Origin of the sequence: Asticcacaulis sp. (assembly GCF_051956075.1) — a bacterium.
GTDB lineage: Bacteria > Pseudomonadota > Alphaproteobacteria > Caulobacterales > Caulobacteraceae > Asticcacaulis.
The window spans coordinates 12606-33215 of record NZ_JBQCGA010000004.1 but is presented as its reverse complement, the minus strand read 5'-3'; the positions used below and the strand labels follow the sequence as shown (position 1 = coordinate 33215).

Here is a 20610-nt window from a genome sequence, read left to right as displayed (position 1 = left end):
CCTGATCGGCTTCGACCGCGACGACATGATCATCCGTAATTTTCAGGCGCGCGGCATGAATGTCACCCGGCACAGCTTCGGCGTGCGCACCGACGATCAGGTGCTGGGCTGGCATTTATTGCGCGCCGGCGCGGGGCTGGGCTTTGCGCAGGTGAAGCTTGCTGAGACGGCGCCGGAGCTGGAGCGTCTGTTGCCAGATCTGCCGCTGCCGTCCCTGCCGGTCTGGCTGGTCATGCATGAGGAGGTGCGCGCCAACGCCCGCATCCGCCGCGTCGCCGATGCGCTGAGCGAAGGTCTGCGCGATTTCCTGAATCGCTGAGCCTGTGGCATAAACGAAGAAAAACAGGCCAGATTAACAGGCCAGACTTACAGGCCAGACTTACAGGGATGACTCATATGGACAGGATCAATGTGCGCGGGGTGGTGATCGCCAGCCTCGCGGGACTGTTGTTCGGCTTTGACACCGCCGTGGTGTCCGGCGTCACCTCGGCCCTGCGCCTGGTCTATCATCTCGACGACGCCGGACTGGGGCTGGCCGTCTCCATCGCCCTGTGGGGCACCTGTCTCGGCGCGCTGGCCATGGGGCGGCTGGGCGACCGGCTGGGCGGACGTGATGCTTTGCGCGTGGTCGGGGCGATGTATGTGCTCGCTTCGCTGGGCTGCGCGCTGGCGCCCGATATGGGCGTGTTTGTCGTCTGCCGCTTCATCGTCGGTCTGGCGATCGGCGGCTCGTCGGTGCTGGCGCCGGTCTATATCGCCGAGATCGCGCCCGCCCGGACGCGCGGCCTGCTGGTCGGACTGTTCCAGTTCAATATCGTGTTCGGCATATTGGTCGCTTATCTGAGCAACTGGCTGGTCGGCCTGTTTCTGGGCGGCGGCGACGCCTGGCGCTGGAAGCTGGGTCTGGCCGCCGCGCCCGCCTTTGTCTTCTTCGTCTTGCTGTTCACCATCGGCCAGAGCGCGCGCTGGCTGGCGGCGCGCGGACGGCTGGATGAGGCAGAGGTTGTGCTGCGCGCGCAGGGCGTCGCCGATCCGGCGGCGATGCTGGCTGAATTCCGCCGCAGCGACGCCGGTCAGGAGAAGCTGAGCTGGCTGAAACACCGCACGCCGATCCTGCTGGCCATGGGTCTGGCCCTGTTCAACCAGTTCACCGGCATCAACGCCATCCTCTATTATCTCAATGACATCTTCGCCGCCGCCGGGTTCAGCGCCGTTTCCTCCGACATGCAGGCGGTGGCGGTCGGGGCGGCCAATCTGCTGGCCACCTTTGTCGGCATGGCGTTGATCGACCGCTTCGGGCGGCGTTATCTGCTGGTCGGCGGCGCCATCGGCATGGCGGCGGCTTTGGCGGGCGTCACCGCCATCATGGCCGACAATGCCGGGCAGGGCCTGTTGCTGCCGCTGCTGATCCTGTTCATCCTGTGCTTCGCGGCGTCGCAGGGCGCGGTCATCTGGGTCTATATCAGCGAAATCTTCCCCACGCCGGTGCGCGCTTCGGGTCAAAGCCTCGGCGCCGCGACCCACTGGGTGGTCAACGCGGTCATTTCGGCCCTGTTTCCGATCATCGCGGCCCATACCAAGGCCCTGCCCTTCGCCGTCTTCGCGGTCGCGACCCTGGCGCAGGCCTTTATCGTCGGCCGCTTCTATCCCGAAACCAAGGGGGTCGAACTGGAGGATATGGGCAAAAGACTGTCTTGATCCCTGGCCTGATCCCTGGCCTGATCCCTAGACCTAAAGCCTTGCCAAACCGCCGCGTTCGCGCTGTGATGCCGCATAATCACAGGAGCCTTCATGCCCGACGCCGCCGCCCTCACCGCTCTCGACGCCTTTGTGGCGAAACTGCCCAAGGCCGAACTGCACCTGCACATCGAAGGCTCGCTGGAGCCGGAGCTGATGTTTCAGCTTGCGCAGCGCAACGGGATCGACCTGCCGTTTGAGTCGGTGGAGGCTCTGCGCGCCGCCTATGACTTTTCCAATTTGCAGGACTTTCTCGACATCTATTATCAGGGCGCGAATGTGCTGCGCACCGAGGACGATTTCTACGATCTCGGCATGGCCTATTTTCGCCGCGCCATCGATAATGGAGTACGGCACGCGGAGATATTCTTCGATCCGCAGACCCATACGGATCGCGGCATTCCGTATGCCTTCGTCATCGACGGGCTATGGCGGGCGGTTCAGGACGCGCAAAAGCTGGGTTTGAGCGTGCTTTTGATCCATTCCTTCCTGCGCCATCTGAGCGAGGAGGCCGCGTTCGACAGTCTGAAGATGGCCGAGCCGTATCTCGACCGGCTGGTCGGGGTCGGGCTCGATTCGTCCGAGGTCGGCCATCCGCCGTCGAAATTCGCCCGCGTGTTTGCAAAAGCGCGTGAGAAGGGGCTGAAACTGTGCGCCCATGCCGGTGAGGAAGGGCCGCCCGAATATATCTATGAAGCGCTCGACATCCTGCATATCGACCGCATCGACCACGGCAACCGGTCTTTGGAAGACCCCGCTCTGGTGGCGCGGATCGTCAAGGCGGGCCGGACCCTGACCGTCTGCCCTTTGTCGAATCATAAGCTGTGCGTGGTCAAAGACCTCGACCTGCACCCGATCCCGGCCATGCTCAAGGCGGGATTGAAAGCGACGATCAATTCCGACGATCCGGCCTATTTCGGCGGCTATGTCAACGACAACTACCTGGCCCTGACGCGGCGCGGGCTGATCGGGCGCGAGGATGTGCTGACCCTGGCGCGCAATTCGATCAACGGCGCGTTCCTCGACGACGCGCGCAAGGCGGCGCTGCTGGCCGAGATCGACGCTTATGCGGGCTGATCCAGCCCGTAGCGAAAATGGCCGGTGATCGGATAGCGCAGCAGGTCGTTATTTTCCTGCACGCTTAATCCCATATTCTGAATGACCATCAGATCGCCCGCGCCGAACCAGGCGCGGCGGTCGCTGACGATGGAGATATGCGGGCCGCCGGGGCGCGTGACGAGAATATCGCCGGGGCGATAGTCGCCGCCCTGATGGCTGGCCGGCAGAGTCTTGCCGAAGCGCGTGAAGAAGACGGCCAGATTGGGCACGCGGCGATGGTCGATATTGACGTCGGGCGCCTTCAGACCCCACAGCTTCGGATAGAGGTCGAAATGCGCGAGCATGTCTTCATGTACAAGCTTTTGCAGGTCGATCCCCAGTCCGCGATAGGCGCGCACGATGACGTCGGCGCAGACGCCGCGTCCGGGCGCGACGTCGCCGCCGGGATAGGGGATGGCGGTGTAGTGGGCGTCATAAGAGGTCCAGCCGCGCATCTGGGCGCGCGCCGCGCGTAAGAAGATCGCTGTGCGCCCGCTGACCGTTTCGCGCTTCGGCTGACACCCCGTCAGGGTCAGCGCCGCCAGACCCGCCATCACCCCCCGCCGGTTCATGTCAGTGCGTGGCGCGTTCCATGCCCTTGCCGACGGCGGTGATGTCCTGACCCATGCCCTGAACGGTGTGGCAGGCGGCCAGCAGCGGCGCGAGCGCCAGCAGAGACACGATAATGAGACGCTTCATTGTGGTGGTCCTCAGATAGTGGTGGCGCAAGTCTTACGTCCGCCGCGCGGGTCTGACAAGATGCCTGACGGCCAACTCAGAAAAGCCGCCAGCCCCGGAGAGAACTGGCGGCTTTATCATGAGCAGGCGGCCTTATTGGCTGCCCGCGTCGGTGACGCCGTGGCCGACAGCGCTGATGTCCTTACCGGCGCCTTGCACGGTATGGCAGGCCGCCAGCATCGGCAGCAAGGCCAGCATGGAGATAACAACGATGCGCTTCATGGTCTTTCCCTTTCTTCGCATGGCTGACAGACAGACCGTCAGTGTTCACAAGGTCCGTGATCGCCGATAAGGATTCAATGGGGCGTCCTGCGGTAAAATATAAGCCCCCAGAACGGCCCCCAGAACGCCCCCCAGAACGCCCCAGAGGCGCCGCCGCGCCGCGCCTGACTGGCCAGAGGCGCGCCGAAGCGCTATGAGCCGGATATGTCGAAAGAAATCGCGATCATAGGCGCAGGACCGGCAGGGCTGATGGCCGCTGACCTGTTAAGCGCCAGCGGACGCCGGGTGACGGTTTATGACCGTATGCCCTCGCCTGCGCGCAAATTCCTGATGGCCGGGCGCGGCGGGCTGAACCTGACCCATTCGGAGCCGTTCGAGCGATTCGTCGCGCGTTATGGTCGGCGCGCGCCTGTGCTGCGTGCGGCGCTAGAGGGATTTACGCCGAAGGATCTGCGCGCCTTCGCCGACGGTCTGGGTGCGGACACCTTTGTCGGCACGTCCGGGCGGGTCTTTCCCAAGGCGATGAAGGCCTCGCCGCTGTTGCGCGCCTGGCTGGCGCGGCTTGATGCGCAGGGTGTGGACTTGCGGCTGCGGTCGGCATGGCGCGGCTGGGATGCTGAGGGGCGGCTTCTGATCGACGACGACGTGGTGGCGACGGAAGCGACGATCCTCGCGCTCGGCGGAGCCAGTTGGCCAAGGCTGGGATCGGACGGCGGCTGGGCCGGGTTGCTGGCGGAGCGCGGCGTGACGATGACGCCGTTTCAGCCCGCTAACGCCGGTTTTCTCACCGGCTGGAGCGACGCCATGCAGCGCTTTGCGGGCGAACCGTTGAAGAATATCGCGCTCGGTTTTGCAGGGCGCACCGTCAAGGGCGAGATCATGCTGACCCGGCAGGGCCTTGAGGGCGGCGCGGTCTATGCGCTGAGCGGTCCTTTGCGCGAGGCGATCGCCCGGCAGGGGTTTGCCGATCTGGTCATCGACCTCAAGCCCGATCTCAACGCCGGCCAGATCGCCTCGAAACTGGGGCGGGCCTCGCCGAAGGACAGTCTGAGCAACCGGTTGCGCAAGAGTTTGGGTCTGCCGCCTGCGGCGATTGCGCTTGTGCATGAGACGAAGGCGGCGGACGTCAAGGCGGTCAGGGTGCGCCTGACGGGGATGCAGGGGCTGGAGCGCGCCATTTCGAGCGCGGGCGGGGTCAGTTTCGATAGCCTGACGCTCGATTTCGAACTGAAGGCGCTGCCCGGCGTCTATTGTGTTGGCGAAATGCTGGATTGGGAGGCGCCAACCGGCGGTTATCTGTTGCAGGCCTGTTTCTCGACCGCCGTGGCGGCGGCGCGGGCGATCCTGCGCTGAGCGGTTGAGGCTTGGAAAGGTTGTTTTTAACCACAGATTACGCAGATTACACAGATTTTCAGGGTACTCGCGCGCTACCGCTATCGCCGGTGGATGAGGTCGGATGGTCGCCGCTGCGCGGCTGAGGCTCATGACAGCCGGTGGGGCAGTCGTCCCTCGTCTGAAACGGCCTCGAAGAGGCCTGTAAACAGCCCTACGACACATACAGGCGATAGCGGTAGCGTGAAGCCTATAAGAAATATCTGGCTTATCTGTGGATACCCTTCCTGCTGTCGTCGCAGCGGGCGATAAAGGTCGCTTTTGATCCACAGATAAGCCAGATATTCAGGGTCATTGCACGCTACCGCTATCGACGGTGAGTGGAGCGGGAGGTTTGCCGCTGCGCGGCGAAGGACGTCATTCTGCCTGAAACGAACTCCGGCGATAGCGGTAGCGTGAAGCGGATAAGAACATCTGGCTTATCTGTGGATGCGCTTCCTGCTGTCGTCGCAGCGGGCGAGAAAGGTCGCTTTTTGATCCACAGATAAGCCAGATGTTCAGGGTCATTGCACGCTACCGCTATCGCTGGTGAGTGGAGCGGGAGGTTTGCCGCTGCGCGGCGCAGGACGTCATCCTGCCTGAAACGGACTCTGGCGATAGCGGTAGCGTGCAGCGGATAAGAACATCTGGCTTACCTGTGGATGCGCTTCCTGCTGTCGTCACAGCGGGCGACAAAGGTCGCTTTTTGATCCACAGATAAGCCAGATATTCAGGGTCATTGCACGCTACCGCTATCGACGGTGAGTGGAGCGGGAGGTTTGCCGCTGCGCGGCGAAGGACGTCATTCTGCCTGAAACGGACTCTGGCGATAGCGGTAGCGTGAAGCGGATAAGACAATCTGTGTCATCTGCGTAATCTGTGGATACACCTTCCCTTGCAACCTTAGGGGGGATATGCAGCGCAGATGCCCCTCCCACCGCTTCCTTGCGCTTGACGAAGCTATACTTCGTCTGCGCTCACCCGGCCCTCCCCGCTGCGCAGGGAGGGATTATTTCGCTGTCGTGAAAATGGCTTTGAACTGGTCGGGCGTTCCCGCGACCCGCTCAAGGTGGGGGATGCGCAGGCCGTCGTGATAGTCGAAGCTGATGGTGCGGAAGGCGTCGCCGTCCTGAACCAGCATGTCGATCTTATCCGTGGACTTTTCGTTCGCCTTGATCAGGTCGGTCAGCATGTCGGGATCGAAGGCCTTGCCATTGACCGCCTTGATCGTCATGCCCTTGGCGAGTCCCGCCTTGAAGGCCGGGCTGTTCCACATGACGGCGCGGATATAGCCGTCCTTGCTGGCGTTGAGGCCGAGGCTGGTGGTCAGGTTGGCGCCGCCGCGCGCCTTGATCGCCGCGTTCGGTTCGTCATTATAGACGAGTTTGTAGCCGCTGGCGCGGATGCCGCCGAGCAGGTCGGGATTGGTCTTGTCGAGGCGGTCGCGTAAGAAGGTCGCCCAGTCATAGGGATAGACGCTGTTCAGCGTCTTGACCACATCGTCGAAACTGTAGGGCAGCGGCTGCCACGAGCCGTTATAGACGCCGAAAAACGCCCTGGCGAAATCGTCGAGCGATTTTTTGCCGCCGGTTTTTTGCCGGATCAGGGTGTCGGCCTCGAACCAGATCAGGCTGCCCGCCGCGTAATAGTCCTCCGACAACTGCCAGCTTGGCCAGGATTTCGGATTGCGGTCGGACAGGGTGGAATCGTTGGTCGTGTCCTGCACGGGGCGCCAGTCCAGCCCCGGCAGGGTCTGGTACATGGCCGCCGTCGCCGCCCACATGTCGAGATTTTGTTGCAGGGTGTAGAGCCCGGCGCGGCCTTCCAGCACCTCGCCCCAATAGGTGGTGCCGCCCTCATAGACCCAGAGCAGGGAATCGCGCATCGGCTCCTCGAAGGTCGGGGTGAACTGGCCGTCCGGACGGCGGAACTTGCCGTCCCAGCTATGCACATATTCATGGCCGAGAATATTGCGCGCCATGCCCTTGCCCGCGGTATTCTGGAAATAGCCGGGCTCGACCGCGTCCTCGGACGAGCGGTGATGCTCAAGCCCGATGCCGCCCATCGGGCCGGAGACGGCGACGAGAAAGTCGTAGTGATTATAGTGATAGCCGCCGAACAGCTTATAGGCTTCGCGGACAATATTGCCTTGCAGCTTGACCGCCGCGTCGGGCACCTCAAGCTCTTTCGGATCGTCGGCGACCAGATCCATATGCACGGGAACCGGCCCGCCCGGATCGAGATCGTAAGCCTTGAAATAGCGTCCGGCCAGCACCGGGGAATCGATCAGGTTGTCGTAGGAGATCGGCTTGAAATGCACGACATCGCCGTCGCGATGGTCCGTCTCCAGCGCCGAGGCGTAATTCCAGCCCGCGGGCAGGGTCAGGCTGGCCTGAATGGGGATGCGGCGCGTGTAATAGCCCGCCGGATACATGGAGGCGAACCACCATTCCAGGTCCATCATGGTTTTCGTATGCACGATCACGCCGTCATCGGTCGTCAGCGGCGTCAGGAACTGAAAGTCGAGCGTGACCGTCTTGGCGCCTTCGGGGATGTCGATATGAAAGGCGTGGACATGCACCTCATCGCGCGTCCACGGGATCGTCTTGCCGTCGTTACTGAACACGACGCCTGCGATCTTGGTCGGGTCGGAATCGGAGCGGTCGGTGTGGGTGCCGGGAATCCAGGACGGCGACATGACCACCATCGGGCCGGGTTGGGCGACCGGGATGACCTCATGGATGCGGATGATGTGCCGGTCGAGATCGGTGGCGTCCGCAGAGACGGTGATCGTTCCCGGATAGTCGATATCCTGCGGCGTCGGCAGCTCCGGCGCGGGCGGCAGCGGCTGGGCCAAGGGCTGCTGCGTGCCAGCCGCCGGGGTTTGAGACAGCGGAATCTGAGCGTTTGCCGCGCCCGCCGCCAGAACCGCCATCATGGCCAGAATTGAAACCGCCCGCATATCGCCCTCCGCCGTATACCAAATACGGCGGCACTATTGGCGGGATTCAGCGACCTGTAAAGGCGGTTTCATGTGGTACGATCACCCGAATGTCGCGGTGATGGTCTGGCCGCCGCGCACGATGGTGATGCGCCAGCGGTTTGCCCCGGCCTGCACGGCGGCGGCCAGGTCCGCCGTGGTCGTGATCGTCTTGCCGTTGACGGCGCGGATGATGTCGCCCGGTTGCAGGCCGACATTGGCCGCATAGCCGCCGGAAATGCCGGAGATCATCACGCCTTTCGGGGCCGAGAACGGGTCGATGCCCAGCTCGTCGGCGACGGCGGGCGACAAATTGACCACCTTGGCGCCCGCGAACGGGTTTTCGCCCTTGAGCAGGCGCTCGTCCTTGGGCGGATTGGCTGAGGGCGCCTCGGCCTTGAGCGAGACCGTGATGGATTTGCCGCCGCGCAGCAGTTGCGCGCTGACGGAATCGCCGGGCGATAAAAGATTGATCTGATAGTTGAGGGAGGCCGCGTCATTGAGCGGCTGATTGTTGAGCGAGACAATCACATCGCCGGTCTTCACGCCCGCCTTGTCCGCCGGACCGCCGGGATAGATGTCCGACACCAGCACGCCCTGCGGGCGCGCCATGCCGAGGCTGCTGGCGATGTCGCCGGTCACAGTGTCGCCTTTGACACCCAGCCAGACGTGGGTCAGATGATCGGCGCCGCCGACGGCGGTTTCGATCACCCGCTTGACCAGCGGGGCCGGGATGGCGAAACCGACGCCGGACGACTGGCCCGCGCCGGACAGGATCATCGAATTGATGCCGATCAGATGGCCGTTCATATCGACCAGGGCGCCGCCGGAATTGCCGGGATTGATCGCCGCGTCGGTCTGGATGTAGTTACCGCCTGTCTCGCCGCCCTGCCCGCCTGGGCCATTCGGTCCCATGCCAGCGCCGACATCCGAGCGGTTGAGCGCCGAGATGATGCCGTTGGTCACGGTCTGGCCGACGCCGAACGGATTGCCGATAGCCAGCACCAGATCGCCGACCTGCAGGTCGCGGTCGTCGTCAAGCGTCAGGGTCGGCAGGTTCTCGCCCTTGGTGTCGATCTTCAGCACGGCCAGATCGGTGCGCGGATCGGCCAGCAGCACCTTGGCCGAATATTGCCGCCGGTCGCTCAGGACCACCATGAATTGCTGGCCGCCCTCGATGACGTGGTTGTTGGTGACGATGACGCCGTCCTTGCGCACGATGACGCCGGAGCCGAGCGATTGCTGCACCTGATTGCGCGGCTGCACGCCGTAGAACATCTGCCAGAACGGATCGACCTGCTGGCGCACCACGCTCTTGGCGTAAACATTGACCACGGCGGGGGCGGCGACCTTGACGACCGGCGCGAAGGATTCCTTCATGCCCACGGCGCTGTCGGGCAGTTTGCGCGGCTGTTCGGCGAAGCCCTGGCCCTGAAACTTGCTGGCGTCCTGCGAATGGCTGGGCGAACAGGCCGCCAGCAGGGCGGCGACGGACAGGTACAGCGGCGCGCGCAACAGTTTCATGCTTCTTATCCCCTTATGGTCTAGTCGCTGGGATTGAAGTTAGAAATCAATGCGGCGGTATCAAGGCCCCGCCAAGACCATTTCGGGCTATTGCGAACCTATTGCGCCGGCCTAGCTTATTGGGTCGCCTTCGTAGGCGGGCTCGACCTTGAGCGCCGGGGTTACGCCGAGGCCCAGCCACAGGCCGATCAGCAGGAACAGGCCCGCCAGCCCGAAGGCCGCGCCGGACAGCCAGACGGGGACGCCCGCGCGCGTCGCCGCCGCCAGTATGCCGCCGAAGACCAGCGGCGCGAAAATGGTCGCCATCGCGCCGAGGCTCATATTGGCGCCTTGCAGCCGCCCCTGCTCCTGCGGGTCGATCTTGCTGCTCATCAGCGACTGGATGTTCGGCGTGGTCACGCCCCACAGCGCGCCGATCGGCAGGAAGGCGACGAAAATCGGCCAGCTTGGCGCCAGCGCATAGCCGATAAAGGCGACGGCGCCGCAGATCAGGCCCAGCAGCATGGCGCGGCGTTCGCCCAGCAGCTTGACGATGCGTCCGGTCAGACCGCCCTGCACGATGGCCGACAAAACGCCGACCGCCAGCAGCATGAAGCCGACCTGGGTTGGTCCCCAGCCGAAGCGGTAATCGGCGTACAGCACCATGGTCGTCGGAAAGACGCTCTGGGCGAACATCATCAGAAGGTACATGCCGGACAGGCGTAAGACCTGCGCCGAGCGCGCCAGGAATTTGATCGCGCCGAGCGGATTGGCGGCGCGGAAGCTGAACGGCTTGCGCTTGTCCTTCGGCAGCGATTCCGGCAGCACGAACAGGCCGTAGGCGAAGTTGATCAGACTGAGCGCGCTGGCGGCGTAGAACGGCAGGCGCGGGTCGATCCCGCCCAGCACGCCGCCAAGGCCCGGTCCGATGATGAAGCCGACCCCGAAGGCCGCCCCCATCAGGCCGAAGACGCTGGCGCGCTTGTCCGGCGGGGTGACGTCGCTCATATACGCGTAGGCGGTCGAAATGCTGGCCGCGGTCATGCCGGAAATGATCCGCCCGACCAAGAGCCATATCAGGTTCGGCGCCAGCGCCATCAGCAGGTAATCAAGGCTGAGGCCGAGATTGGAGGCCAGCACGACGGGCCTGCGCCCCAAAGCGTCAGACGCCCCGCCCTGCACCGGCGAAAACAGGAACTGCGCCAGTCCCCAGACCGCGCCAAACACGCCGGTCCATATCCCGGCGACCGACACCGAGCCATGCACGAAGCTTAAGATAAGCTTGGGCAGGACCGGGATGATGATGCCGATGGAGATCATGTCGAGAAACACCGTCACCAGAATGAACGGCGCGGCGGCTTTTAATTTATCGGACATGCGTTTCCCCGGAGTTTTGTTTTGATAGCCCGGAGTCAGCTTTTCGGCAATTCGCGAATTTCGACCGTGCCGCCCGCCTCATAGACCGGGTGGCCGTCGAGCAGGTCGCGCGCGGCGCTGAGGCTGGGGGCGCGCACGCGGAGATAACCGTTCAGGCGGGCGCTAAGCGGCGCCGGGGCTTTCGTCTTGCGCACGGTTTCGCCGCGCCCGATGGCGCTGCCGCCGTCAAACACGCCCAAGTCGCGCAGGCGCGACAGATAGGCGCCCCACATCTCGCCGCTGGGCGTGTCCGTCGTGTCGTCGTGGCTCAGCAGCAGGAAGTCGGGCATGAGGTTATTTCAGGGCCTTCTGGAAGGGCGTGAGGTCGCCGTCATTTGGTTGCGGCGTCAGGCCGAGAAAGTGCATTTCGAGGTCATAGACATTCACATTGTCAAAAGACGGCAGCAGGACGCCCGGCTTGACGTTTGGACCGTGGGCGATGAACAGGGCCGCCATCTCCTTTGAGGTCTGGTCATAGCCGTGCGCGCCGTGATTGCCCCAGATGCCCTTGGCGTGGGTGGTCACCACCATCCAGCCCGGATCGCCGAGACACACGACGGCGGGGATGCGGGGATTATGGCCGTAATGGTATTTGGCCGGGATGTTCGCCTTGTCCCAGCAGTGCATATGCGGGAAGGACATGTGGGTCAGCTTTTCAAGGTCGGCCTCGTGACCGGGCGTCGGGTTGATTTCGGCTTCGGGGCCTTGCACGACCGCGTCATAGCTGCCCGCCGGGAGATAGTCTTCGAGGAAATAGGTGCGGTCGAGCGAGATGCCCGCCATGCCGTGATCGGCGACGATGATCATATTGGGATCGATCCCGCGCGCCTTCAGGCCGTCACGCAGGCGGCCTATGGCCTCATCGACGCTGGCGGCGGCGTCATTAACCTCCTGCGAGTCCGGGCCGAAGCTGTGGCCGGCGTGATCGACGACATCGAAATAGAGCAGCAGGGCCTGCGGGCGCTGATCGGCGGGCAGGTCGAGCCAGGCCAGGATCTGATCGACGCGCTGGTCATTCGTCACCTTGCCGTCATAGGGGGTGTAGAAGGTCGGGCGCAGGCCATCGACCTCGGCCTCCGAACCCGGCCAGAATTCGACCGCCGCGCGTCCGCCCGCCTTGACGACCGAATCCCACGTCGGCAGGGCGGCCTTCCACCAGAAGCCGTCCGTCACCTGCGTCGCGTCCGACATTTTGAAGGTCACGCCGGGGCGCGACGGGTCCTGCATGGTGTTGGCGATAATGCCCGTCTCGTCCGGGCGACGACCGGTGACCAGCGTATAGTGGTTCGGGAAGGTCAGGCTGGGGAAGGATGGGCGCATGGCCGCATAGGCGCCCGCATCCGCCAGCGCCTTCAGGTTCGGCGTGACGCCGCGCTTGATATAGTCGGCGCGGAAGCCGTCGATCGAGATCAGGATCAGCGGCGGGCCTTGGAGGGGCTTGATCTGGCTGATCTGCGTCGGTTGCGGCCCCTGTTGCAGAGCGGGGGCCGTCGCGCATCCCGCCATGGCCAGCAGGGCGGCGGTCGCCAGACCTGCCCAGATCGTTTTCAACCGCATGTCTCGTCTCATCCGCAACAGGTTAAACCGGAAACCTTTTCGCGCCTGCACACGCAAGCGTCAAGCGAAAGTGTAATAAGATTACATGACGCCGTTTCGACAGGCATGAAAAAAGCCCCCGGCAGAGGTCCGGAGGCTTATCTTTCTCAACATTATAGGAACGCTAGTCGCTTGTGCGAATGCGATCCAGCATGGGCGCGTCATAGACAGGCACGTCCTGATCGGCGGGGGCCGCCATCACAGTCATGCTGTCTTCGCGCGGTTCAACTGACGCCATCTGCGTCAGCTCGGCGGGGTCGATAAGATGGGTATCCATGACACGATCCTCCTGTCTAACCGGTGAAGCGAGCAGGCGCACAGGGCCTGTTCGCACCGTGAAGCTAGCCGCTGGGCGGCGCAGGGGGAAATAACGGTTGAGGCCGTAACGATCACGACCGCGTTAACAGATCAGAAAGCTTGGTAAAGATGTGAAAAAGGCTCCCGGCGCGAACCGGAAGCCTTTTGGGAACGCTTGCAGAATAGGTCTGGCCTATTCTTCGTCGGCGGCGACTTCGAACACCGGGCCGGAATCCTTGCCCTTTTCGTTCTCGTCGCGGTCAACGAATTCGATGATCGCCATCGGGGCGTTGTCGCCGTGGCGGAAGCCGGCCTTCATGATGCGGATATAGCCGCCGTTGCGCTCCTTGTAGCGCGGGCCGAGGACTTCGAACAGCTTGGCGACCTGAGCCACGTCGCGGACGCGCGAAATGGCGATGCGGCGGTCGTGCAGCGTGCCCGACTTGGCGAGCGTGACCAGCTTTTCGACGAAGGGACGCAGTTCCTTCGCCTTGGGCAGGGTGGTGACGATCTGTTCGTGCTTGATCAGCGAGGCCGCCATATTGGCGAACATCGCCAGGCGGTGCGAGGTGGTGCGGCCGAGCTTGCGGTAACCGGAACCGTGACGCATGTGTCAATCTCCATAAGACCGCGTGGCGCTCCAGTCTTGAATACTGGCAGGCTCAAGCGCGGCCCCAAAAACGAGCCCGGAGGCGAAGGTGAAGGGACCGACGATCCCTGCCCGCTCCGAACGTCCGCTTCGCAAAAGAAGCGGAAGTTACCGAGACAAGGTTTTGGTCTTTCCCGGTAAGTTTGAAGGCGAATTCTAAAGTTGCCCCCTCCACCACCCATAGAAGCGTGCTAACGCTTCGCTCCTTGAGCACAATGTGGTCCCCCTCCCCCGCTGCGCAGGGGAGGATAAGGGGGGATCAACCCGAAAATCCTCTTCTATAAAAAGGGAAGCCCGGAAGCGAATTCACTTCGCTTCCGGGCTTCTCGATCTTCATACACTTAAAAGTACACTGAGGCGATAGCCGAGGGACTTTTAAGTGAGGTCGTCAGATCTGGTCTTCGAACTTCTTGGCCAGTTCTTCGACGTTTTCCGGCGGCCAGTTCGGCACATCCATGCCGAGCGACAGGTTCATCGAGGCCAGGACTTCCTTGATTTCGTTGAGCGACTTGCGGCCGAAGTTCGGCGTGCGCAGCATTTCGCTCTCGGTCTTCAGGATCAGATCGCCGATATAGACGATGTTGTCGTTCTTCAGGCAGTTGGCCGAACGGACGGAAAGCTCCAGTTCGTCCACCTTCTTGAGCAGGGCCGGGTTGAACGGCAGCTCAGGCTTGCCTTCCTCGACGACCGGCGCCTTAGGCTCTTCAAAGGTGATGAAGATTTGCAACTGGTCTTGCAGGATGCGGGCGGCGAAGGCGACGGCGTCCACCGGGGTGACGGCGGCGTTGGTTTCGACGTCCAGCACCAGCTTGTCGTAATCGAGCGACTGGCCCTGACGGGTCGGTTCGACGCGGTAGGCGACCTTCTTGACCGGCGAATAGAGCGCGTCGACGGCGATCAGGCCGATCGGGGCGTCTTCCGGTCGCAGGCGGTCGGCGGGGACATAGCCCTTGCCGTTCTGCACGGTGAACTCCATGCGCACGCTGCCGCCCTCGTCGAGGGTGCAGATGACATGGTCGGGGTTCAGCACTTCGATGTCGGCGGGGACGTCGATCTGGCCCGCGGTCACCGGACCGGCGCCGGAGGCGCGCAGCACCATGCGCTTGGGGCCTTCGGCGTGCATGCGCAACGCCAGTTGCTTGATGTTGAGGATGATGTCGACGACGTCTTCGCGGACGCCTTCGATGGAGGAGAATTCATGCACCACGCCGTCGATCTGAACCGAGGTGACGGCGGCGCCTTGCAGCGAGGAGAGGAGCACGCGACGCAGCGCGTTACCGAGGGTCACGCCGAAACCGCGCTCCAGAGGCTCCGCGACAAGACGCATCTTGCGCGAAGCATCGGAACCCGCTTCGACTTGTGGCTTCTCAGGACGAATAAGCTGTTGCCAGTTTCTTTCGATCATTTACGTCCCTCAAGACAGGAAAGGTCGCCCCGCATGAACAGCGGAGCGACTGATAATTTCGGGAAAAATTTCTTAAACGCGACGACGCTTGGGCGGACGGCAGCCATTGTGCGGGATCGGGGTCACGTCACGGATGGTCGTGATGGTGAAACCGACCGCCTGCAGCGCGCGCAGAGCCGACTCGCGGCCCGAACCCGGACCGGCGACGCTGACTTCCAGCGTCTTGTCGCCGTGCTCGATCGCCTTCTTGCCGGCGTCTTCGGCGGCGACCTGGGCGGCGTAAGGCGTCGACTTACGCGACCCCTTGAAGCCCATCATGCCAGCCGACGACCACGACACGGCGTTGCCCTGGGCGTCCGTGATGGTGATCATGGTGTTGTTGAAAGACGCATTCACGTGAGCGACGCCCGACGTAATGTTCTTGCGTTCGCGTTTTTTAACGCGGGAAGGTTCCTTGGCCATCGGCGCCTATTCCTTACTTCTTCTTACCGGCGATCGGCTTCGCCGGACCCTTGCGGGTGCGGGCGTTGGTGTGAGTGCGCTGACCGCGGACCGGCAGGCCCTTGCGGTGACGCAGGCCGCGATAGCAGGCCAGGTCCATCAGACGCTTGATGTTCATCGAGACTTCACGGCGCAGGTCGCCCTCGACCGTGTAGTCGCGGTCGATGGTTTCGCGGATCTGCAGCACTTCGGCGTCCGAAAGCTGGTTGACGCGGCGCGCATCTTCGATGCCGACCTTCTGGACGATCTCTTCGGCGATCTTCGGGCCGATGCCGTGAATATATTGAAGCGCGATGATCACGCGCTTATTGGTCGGAATGTTGACGCCTGCGATACGGGCCACGTTCTAGGTCTCCTGCAATGCGCGCCCGACAGGCGCACATCTCTTAAAACGAAAGATGACACGTATGCGCCTCCAGTCCGAAGACTGAAGCCCCATACGCGCGATTTCGCGGAAGCTGCCCCTTATAGAAGGGATTTCGCTCCCGTCAATGGTTAGTTTCAAAAAAAGCAAGGCCAAATCGCTTCGGTCACGCTTTTTTAACTTTGCTTTGGCAGCCGCGACCCGATTGGATCGCGAAAGCCGGGGTGAAGGCGGGCCGAAGCCCTTGCCGCGCAACCGTTTCCGGCGCGCGGCCAATAGATGTTACGCCGTTTCGGACAGCGCCTCGTCGATACGGGCGGCGACGTCATCGACCGCGCCCATGCCATCGACCTCGAACAGCTTGTTCTGCGCCGCATAATAGGGCAGCAGCGGTGCGGTCTGGGCATTATAGACCGCCAGACGCTCCTTATAGGTGTCGGGATTGTCGTCGGCGCGGCCCTGATCTGCGAAGCGCTTTTCGATGCGGCTGATCAGAGCGGCCTCATCGACCTTGAGACGGACGACGCGGTCGATCTTGGCGCCGCGTCCCTGCAACAGGGCGTCCAGCGCCTCGGCCTGGGCCACGGTGCGCGGAAAGCCGTCGAAAATGGCGCCGCCCGCCGCTTCAGCGCGCGGCAGATTGGCCTTGATCAGGTCGATGACGATCGCGTCGGAGACGAGCTGACCCGACGCCAGAATGTCCTTGACCGTCTTACCCAGTTCGGACGCGGAGGCGATTTCGGCGCGCAGCATGTCGCCGGTGGAGAGCTGCACCATATTGTGCGTCTCGACCAGGCGCTTGGCCTGCGTCCCCTTGCCCGCCGCCGGCGGACCGAACAGAATAATATTCATCGCACGCCTCCCCGCGTGACGGCGGCTTTGCCGCCCTTCATTTTCGACTTGCGGATCAGGCCGTCATACTGGTGCGCCAGGAGGTGCGACTGGATCTGAGCCACCGTGTCCATCGTCACGGTCACGACGATCAGGATCGAGGTGCCGCCGAAATAGAAGCTGTTGCCAAGGCTGGAGATCAGGAATTCCGGCAGCAGGCAGACAATGGTGATATAGCCCGCGCCGATGACCGTGATCCGGGTCAGGACGTGATCGAGATATTCGGCGGTGCGCTTGCCGGGGCGGATGCCGGGCAGGAAGCCGCCGTACTTGCGCAGGTTTTCCGCCGTCTCATCCGGGTTGAACACCAGGGACGTGTAGAGGAAGCAGAAGAAGATGATCATCACGGCGTAGAGCGCCATGAACACCGGCTGGCCGTGTTGCAGCATGGCCGTCAGGTTCGGCAGCCAGCCCAGCCAGGACGGGATCTTGGTCGGATCCTTGCCCACAAAGGTCAGGATCGAGGTCGGCATCAGCAGCAGGGACGAGGCGAAGATCGGCGGAATCACGCCCGCCGTATTCACCTTGAGCGGCATGAAGGACGATTCGCCGCCCATGATCTTGTTGCCGACCTGGCGCTTCGGATACTGCACCAGGAGGCGGCGCTGGGCGCGCTCCATGAAGACGATGAAGACGACCGCGGCGACCAGAATGGCCAGAATGCCGACGAGGACCGCCGGATTGATGTCGCCGGTCGATGACATGGACATCAGATTGCCGAGCGTCGAGGGCAGAACCGCCACAATGCCCGCGAAGATGATCATGGATGAGCCGTTGCCGACGCCGCGCGCCGTGATCTGCTCGCCCAGCCACATCAGGAACAGGGTGCCGCCGGTCAGGGTGACCATGGCGGTGATGACGAAGAACGGCCCCGGATCGAGCGCCATGCCGCCGGTCTGCATCGCTTCGGCGATGCCGAACGACTGGATCAGGCCCAGAATGACGGTCAGGTAACGGGTGTACTGGTTGAGCTGCTTGCGCCCCGCCTCGCCGCCTTCCTTGCGCAGCTTTTCCCACGGCGCATAGACCGAGCCCATCAACTGGATGATGATCGAGGCCGAGATGTACGGCATCAGGTTCAGCGCGAACACCGCCATGCGCTGCACGGCGCCGCCGGAGAACATGTTCATCATGCCGAAGATGCCCTTCGACTGATCCGAGAAGGCCTGCGCGAATTTGAGCATGTCGATGCCCGGCAGCGGAATGTAGGTGCCGAGGCGATAGACGATCAGCGCGCCGAGCGTAAAGAGCAGGCGCTTGTGCAGGTCCGTCGCCTTGGAGAAGGCGCCGAAATTCAGATTGGCGGCAAGTTGTTCGGCGGCTGAAGCCATGACGATCCTCGAAACGCGAGCGCGCGATGCGCTCCTATTATGCTGTCCCTGCGGGAAATGAAACCGGACGCAAGGTCACAGGGTCGCAAACCATATGGGATACATAAACCGAAAGGTCAAATCCGGGACGATCGCTGGGACCGCCCCGGATTGATGATTACGCTTCGGTCTTGACCGGACGGGTTTGCGTCAGCTTGCCGCCCGCGGCTTCCACCGCCTTGGCCGCGCCCGCCGTGGCGGAATAGACGGTCAGGTCCAGCTTGGCCTTCAGTTCGCCTTCGCCGAGCAGGCGCACGCCGTCCAGTTCGCGGCGAATCACGCCGGCGGCCTTCAGGGCCGCGCCGTCGATCGGCTTGGCGGCGTCGAGCTTGCCCGCGTCAACGGCGGCTTGCAGACGCCACAGATTGACTTCGGCGAACTTGAGCGCGAACGGATTGTTGAAGCCGCGCTTGGGCATACGCATATAGAGCGGCATCTGGCCGCCTTCGAAGCCCAGCAGGCTGACGCCGGTGCGGGACTTCTGGCCCTTGACGCCGCGGCCGGAGGTCTTGCCCTTGCCCGAACCGGGGCCGCGGCCGACGCGCATACGGCCCTTGTGCGAACCTTCGTTATCGCGGATTTCGTTCAGCTTCGTCATATGCCTGCTCCTTTGGAATAACGCAGGGCTTACGCCCTACTCGGCTTGATTCATTTTGAGCGGCTTGCATACAGGGTATGGGCCGCGCGCACAACCCGACTCGGTACGGAATCGGGACTCATAAATAGCGAAACGCCCGCAAGCCTATAGCGTGCGGGCGTTGAACGCTTGCGAAAGGTCGAGGCTTACTCGACGATTTCGACCATGTGGGCGACCTTGGCGATCATGCCGCGCACCGACGGGGTGTCGTTCAGCGTGGAGACGCGGCCCAGACGGTTGAGGCCAAGACCGGCGAGCGTGGCGCGCTGGTCCTTGGTGCGGCGGATCGGCGAGCCGGTCTGCTTGACGGTGATGGTTTTCGCTTCAGCCATGACTTAGCCCTCCAGCGATTCCGGCGACGAAGCGCCATCGTTGCGGCGGCCGAGCAGATCGCCGACCTTCAGGCCGCGCTTGGAAGCGACCTGACGGGGCGAAGACTGCACCTTCAGAGCTTCGAAGGTGGCGCGCACCATGTTGTAGGGGTTCGACGAGCCGAGCGACTTGGCGACAACGTCGGAAATGCCCAGGGTTTCGAGAACGGCGCGCATCGGGCCGCCCGCGATCACGCCGGTGCCCGGAGGGGCCGCGCGCATCGCGACCTTACCGGCGCCCCAACGGCCATAGCCGTCGTGGTGCAGGGTGCGCGATTCGCGAAGCGGCACGCGGATCATCGACTTCTTGGCTTCTTCGGTGGCCTTGCGGATGGCTTCAGGCACTTCGCGCGCCTTACCGTGACCGTAGCCGACGCGGCCCTTTTGGTCGCCGACGACCATCAGAGCGGCGAAGGAGAAGCGACGACCACCTTTGACGGTGGCGGCGACGCGGTTGATAGCGACGAGCTTTTCGACGAACTCCGAAGGTTCCTCGGTGCGGTCGCGGCGATCGTTGCGATTTTCGCTGGGACGAGCCATTGACGATTTCCCTTAGAAGTTAAGGCCGGCTTCACGCGCGGCTTCCGCCAGCGCCTTGACGCGACCGTGATAGATGTAACCGCCGCGATCGAACACGACGTCCTTGACGCCTTTTTCAATCGCGCGTTGGGCGACCAGCTTGCCGACTTCGGTGGCGGCGGCCTGATCGGCGCCCGCCTTGCCCTTGCCGCCTTCCAGCGACGAAGCAGCGGCGATCGTCACGCCATTGGCGTCGTCGATGACCTGGGCGTAGATGTTCTTGTCCGAACGGAAGACCGACAGACGCGGGCGACCATTGGAGAGCTTGCGAAGGCGCGTACGATTGCGTTGCGCGCGGCGAGCCAGTTGTTCACGAGGAGACAGGGCCATGGCTTACTTCTTCTTGCCTTCCTTGCGGCGAACGGTTTCGCCGGCGTATTTGACGCCCTTGCCCTTATAGGGTTCAGGCGGACGAATCTTACGGATCTTCGCGGCGGTTTCGCCGACAAGCTGCTTGTCGATGCCGCTGATCTTGATTTCCGTCTGCTTGGGGGTCTCGAACTTGACGCCCGCCGGAGGAACAATATCGACATCGTGCGAGAAGCCGAGTTGCAGGCTCAAATTGGAGCCCTTCATCGCGGCGCGGTAACCGACGCCGACCAGCTCCAGGCTCTGCTCGTAACCGTCGGTCACGCCCTTCACCATATTGGCGATCAGGGTGCGCGACAGGCCCCACATAGCGCGGTGGCGCTGGGTTTCGCCACGCGGGGAGACGTTCAGATTGGCGCCTTCCTGCTTGACTTCGATTTCTTCAACGACCGTCCAGCCAAGCTGACCCTTGGGGCCCTTGACCGTAATGTCCTGACCGTTGAGCGTAATGCTTACGCCCGACGGAACTGCGATGGCTTTTTTACCAATCCGAGACATTGTAAAACCTTGCTTGCC

23 protein-coding genes and 1 pseudogene are annotated in these 20610 nt (G+C 63.0%); 4 read left to right on the top strand and 20 right to left on the bottom strand.

The window, feature by feature from the left end; genetic code table 11:
• The 3 genes and pseudogenes from ACTHLA_RS01115 to ACTHLA_RS01105 form a co-directional block, all read left to right on the top strand.
• Positions 1-319 (top strand): annotated as a pseudogene (locus ACTHLA_RS01115) (LysR family transcriptional regulator); the annotation flags it as partial.
• 77 nt (positions 320-396) lie between these two features.
• Entirely contained in the window at positions 397-1698 is a 1302-nt protein-coding gene (locus ACTHLA_RS01110; protein WP_440184355.1) for a sugar porter family MFS transporter, read from the top strand.
• A 93-nt stretch (positions 1699-1791) separates the two neighbouring features.
• Positions 1792-2814: an adenosine deaminase gene (locus ACTHLA_RS01105; protein WP_440184353.1), complete on the top strand. Its 1023-nt coding sequence runs from the start codon at positions 1792-1794 to the stop codon at positions 2812-2814.
• On the opposite strand, the gene ACTHLA_RS01100 is transcribed toward ACTHLA_RS01105, so the two are convergent.
• The 3 genes from ACTHLA_RS01100 to ACTHLA_RS01090 all read right to left on the bottom strand — a co-directional run bounded on the left by ACTHLA_RS01100 (position 2802) and on the right by ACTHLA_RS01090 (position 3795).
• The gene (locus tag ACTHLA_RS01100; RefSeq protein WP_440184350.1) at positions 2802-3407 is read right to left on the bottom strand and encodes a DUF1287 domain-containing protein; all 606 of its coding nucleotides are present in this window, start codon (positions 3405-3407) and stop codon (positions 2802-2804) included. The genes ACTHLA_RS01105 and ACTHLA_RS01100 overlap by 13 nt on opposite strands.
• Before the next feature lies 1 nt (position 3408).
• Positions 3409-3534 carry an entericidin A/B family lipoprotein gene (locus ACTHLA_RS01095; protein ID WP_440184348.1) on the bottom strand — a complete coding sequence of 42 codons (126 nt, stop codon included), beginning with the start codon at positions 3532-3534 and terminating at the stop codon, positions 3409-3411.
• Positions 3535-3666: 132 nt separating this feature from the next.
• On the bottom strand, positions 3667-3795 hold the full coding sequence (locus tag ACTHLA_RS01090; RefSeq protein ID WP_440184345.1) for an entericidin A/B family lipoprotein: 129 nt from the start codon (positions 3793-3795) through the stop codon (positions 3667-3669).
• 204 nt (positions 3796-3999) lie between these two features.
• On the opposite strand from ACTHLA_RS01090, the gene ACTHLA_RS01085 reads away from it, so the two are divergent.
• Positions 4000-5148 carry an NAD(P)/FAD-dependent oxidoreductase gene (locus tag ACTHLA_RS01085; RefSeq protein ID WP_440184342.1) on the top strand — a complete coding sequence of 383 codons (1149 nt, stop codon included), beginning with the start codon at positions 4000-4002 and terminating at the stop codon, positions 5146-5148.
• Positions 5149-6175: 1027 nt separating this feature from the next.
• Here ACTHLA_RS01085 and ACTHLA_RS01080 read toward each other — a convergent pair.
• From ACTHLA_RS01080 to rplF, 17 genes are all read right to left on the bottom strand, one after another.
• Entirely contained in the window at positions 6176-8128 is a 1953-nt protein-coding gene (locus tag ACTHLA_RS01080; RefSeq protein ID WP_440184339.1) for a M61 family metallopeptidase, read from the bottom strand.
• A gap of 81 nt (positions 8129-8209) precedes the next feature.
• Entirely contained in the window at positions 8210-9670 is a 1461-nt protein-coding gene (locus tag ACTHLA_RS01075; RefSeq protein ID WP_440184336.1) for a Do family serine endopeptidase, read from the bottom strand.
• A 111-nt stretch (positions 9671-9781) separates the two neighbouring features.
• Positions 9782-11026 (bottom strand): TCR/Tet family MFS transporter, encoded by a 1245-nt coding sequence (locus ACTHLA_RS01070; protein ID WP_440184335.1) that lies wholly within the window; start codon positions 11024-11026, stop codon positions 9782-9784.
• 35 nt (positions 11027-11061) lie between these two features.
• A complete protein-coding gene (locus ACTHLA_RS01065) occupies positions 11062-11355 on the bottom strand; it encodes a hypothetical protein (RefSeq protein WP_440184333.1) in 294 nt (97 codons plus the stop codon).
• Between the two features lie 4 nt (positions 11356-11359).
• Entirely contained in the window at positions 11360-12622 is a 1263-nt protein-coding gene (locus ACTHLA_RS01060; RefSeq protein WP_440184331.1) for a nucleotide pyrophosphatase/phosphodiesterase family protein, read from the bottom strand.
• A gap of 163 nt (positions 12623-12785) precedes the next feature.
• Entirely contained in the window at positions 12786-12938 is a 153-nt protein-coding gene (locus ACTHLA_RS01055) for a hypothetical protein (RefSeq protein ID WP_440184329.1), read from the bottom strand.
• 213 nt (positions 12939-13151) lie between these two features.
• On the bottom strand, positions 13152-13568 hold the full coding sequence (rplQ, locus tag ACTHLA_RS01050; RefSeq protein ID WP_440184327.1) for a 50S ribosomal protein L17: 417 nt from the start codon (positions 13566-13568) through the stop codon (positions 13152-13154).
• Between the two features lie 427 nt (positions 13569-13995).
• On the bottom strand, positions 13996-15012 hold the full coding sequence (locus ACTHLA_RS01045; RefSeq protein ID WP_440184324.1) for a DNA-directed RNA polymerase subunit alpha: 1017 nt from the start codon (positions 15010-15012) through the stop codon (positions 13996-13998).
• Between the two features lie 72 nt (positions 15013-15084).
• Positions 15085-15474, bottom strand: a complete 390-nt coding sequence (gene rpsK, locus ACTHLA_RS01040; protein WP_440184321.1) for a 30S ribosomal protein S11 — start codon at positions 15472-15474, stop codon at positions 15085-15087.
• A 13-nt stretch (positions 15475-15487) separates the two neighbouring features.
• Positions 15488-15856, bottom strand: a complete 369-nt coding sequence (gene rpsM, locus ACTHLA_RS01035; protein ID WP_440184318.1) for a 30S ribosomal protein S13 — start codon at positions 15854-15856, stop codon at positions 15488-15490.
• 303 nt (positions 15857-16159) lie between these two features.
• Positions 16160-16729 (bottom strand): adenylate kinase, encoded by a 570-nt coding sequence (locus tag ACTHLA_RS01030; RefSeq protein ID WP_440184315.1) that lies wholly within the window; start codon positions 16727-16729, stop codon positions 16160-16162.
• Positions 16726-18099 carry a preprotein translocase subunit SecY gene (gene secY, locus ACTHLA_RS01025; RefSeq protein WP_440184312.1) on the bottom strand — a complete coding sequence of 458 codons (1374 nt, stop codon included), beginning with the start codon at positions 18097-18099 and terminating at the stop codon, positions 16726-16728. Before secY ends, ACTHLA_RS01030 begins: the two co-directional genes overlap by 4 nt.
• Before the next feature lie 157 nt (positions 18100-18256).
• Positions 18257-18736: a 50S ribosomal protein L15 gene (gene rplO, locus ACTHLA_RS01020; RefSeq protein WP_440184310.1), complete on the bottom strand. Its 480-nt coding sequence runs from the start codon at positions 18734-18736 to the stop codon at positions 18257-18259.
• A 185-nt stretch (positions 18737-18921) separates the two neighbouring features.
• Positions 18922-19107: a 50S ribosomal protein L30 gene (gene rpmD, locus ACTHLA_RS01015; RefSeq protein ID WP_440184307.1), complete on the bottom strand. Its 186-nt coding sequence runs from the start codon at positions 19105-19107 to the stop codon at positions 18922-18924.
• A 3-nt stretch (positions 19108-19110) separates the two neighbouring features.
• Complete coding sequence (rpsE, locus tag ACTHLA_RS01010) at positions 19111-19686, bottom strand: 30S ribosomal protein S5 (protein WP_440184304.1); 576 nt, start codon at positions 19684-19686, stop codon at positions 19111-19113.
• Positions 19687-19698: 12 nt separating this feature from the next.
• Complete coding sequence (rplR, locus tag ACTHLA_RS01005; RefSeq protein WP_440184301.1) at positions 19699-20055, bottom strand: 50S ribosomal protein L18; 357 nt, start codon at positions 20053-20055, stop codon at positions 19699-19701.
• Between the two features lie 3 nt (positions 20056-20058).
• Entirely contained in the window at positions 20059-20592 is a 534-nt protein-coding gene (gene rplF, locus ACTHLA_RS01000; RefSeq protein WP_440184298.1) for a 50S ribosomal protein L6, read from the bottom strand.
• Positions 20593-20610 lie beyond the last annotated feature (18 nt).

Excerpts from the sequence above, each read along its gene's own strand:
- ACTHLA_RS01110 (WP_440184355.1), top strand. The coding sequence starts at position 397 with ATGGACAGGATCAATGTGCGCGGGGTGGTGATCGCCAGCCTCGCGGGA.
- ACTHLA_RS01105 (WP_440184353.1), top strand. The coding sequence starts at position 1,792 with ATGCCCGACGCCGCCGCCCTCACCGCTCTCGACGCCTTTGTGGCGAAA.
- ACTHLA_RS01100 (WP_440184350.1), bottom strand. The coding sequence starts at position 3,407 with ATGAACCGGCGGGGGGTGATGGCGGGTCTGGCGGCGCTGACCCTGACG.
- ACTHLA_RS01095 (WP_440184348.1), bottom strand. The coding sequence starts at position 3,534 with ATGAAGCGTCTCATTATCGTGTCTCTGCTGGCGCTCGCGCCGCTGCTG.
- ACTHLA_RS01090 (WP_440184345.1), bottom strand. The coding sequence starts at position 3,795 with ATGAAGCGCATCGTTGTTATCTCCATGCTGGCCTTGCTGCCGATGCTG.
- ACTHLA_RS01085 (WP_440184342.1), top strand. The coding sequence starts at position 4,000 with ATGTCGAAAGAAATCGCGATCATAGGCGCAGGACCGGCAGGGCTGATG.
- ACTHLA_RS01080 (WP_440184339.1), bottom strand. The coding sequence starts at position 8,128 with ATGCGGGCGGTTTCAATTCTGGCCATGATGGCGGTTCTGGCGGCGGGC.
- ACTHLA_RS01075 (WP_440184336.1), bottom strand. The coding sequence starts at position 9,670 with ATGAAACTGTTGCGCGCGCCGCTGTACCTGTCCGTCGCCGCCCTGCTG.
- ACTHLA_RS01070 (WP_440184335.1), bottom strand. The coding sequence starts at position 11,026 with ATGTCCGATAAATTAAAAGCCGCCGCGCCGTTCATTCTGGTGACGGTG.
- ACTHLA_RS01065 (WP_440184333.1), bottom strand. The coding sequence starts at position 11,355 with ATGCCCGACTTCCTGCTGCTGAGCCACGACGACACGACGGACACGCCC.
- ACTHLA_RS01060 (WP_440184331.1), bottom strand. The coding sequence starts at position 12,622 with ATGCGGTTGAAAACGATCTGGGCAGGTCTGGCGACCGCCGCCCTGCTG.
- ACTHLA_RS01055 (WP_440184329.1), bottom strand. The coding sequence starts at position 12,938 with ATGGATACCCATCTTATCGACCCCGCCGAGCTGACGCAGATGGCGTCA.
- rplQ (WP_440184327.1), bottom strand. The coding sequence starts at position 13,568 with ATGCGTCACGGTTCCGGTTACCGCAAGCTCGGCCGCACCACCTCGCAC.
- ACTHLA_RS01045 (WP_440184324.1), bottom strand. The coding sequence starts at position 15,012 with ATGATCGAAAGAAACTGGCAACAGCTTATTCGTCCTGAGAAGCCACAA.
- rpsK (WP_440184321.1), bottom strand. The coding sequence starts at position 15,474 with ATGGCCAAGGAACCTTCCCGCGTTAAAAAACGCGAACGCAAGAACATT.
- ACTHLA_RS01030 (WP_440184315.1), bottom strand. The coding sequence starts at position 16,729 with ATGAATATTATTCTGTTCGGTCCGCCGGCGGCGGGCAAGGGGACGCAG.
- secY (WP_440184312.1), bottom strand. The coding sequence starts at position 18,099 with ATGGCTTCAGCCGCCGAACAACTTGCCGCCAATCTGAATTTCGGCGCC.
- rplO (WP_440184310.1), bottom strand. The coding sequence starts at position 18,736 with ATGACGAAGCTGAACGAAATCCGCGATAACGAAGGTTCGCACAAGGGC.
- rpmD (WP_440184307.1), bottom strand. The coding sequence starts at position 19,107 with ATGGCTGAAGCGAAAACCATCACCGTCAAGCAGACCGGCTCGCCGATC.
- rpsE (WP_440184304.1), bottom strand. The coding sequence starts at position 19,686 with ATGGCTCGTCCCAGCGAAAATCGCAACGATCGCCGCGACCGCACCGAG.
- rplR (WP_440184301.1), bottom strand. The coding sequence starts at position 20,055 with ATGGCCCTGTCTCCTCGTGAACAACTGGCTCGCCGCGCGCAACGCAAT.
- rplF (WP_440184298.1), bottom strand. The coding sequence starts at position 20,592 with ATGTCTCGGATTGGTAAAAAAGCCATCGCAGTTCCGTCGGGCGTAAGC.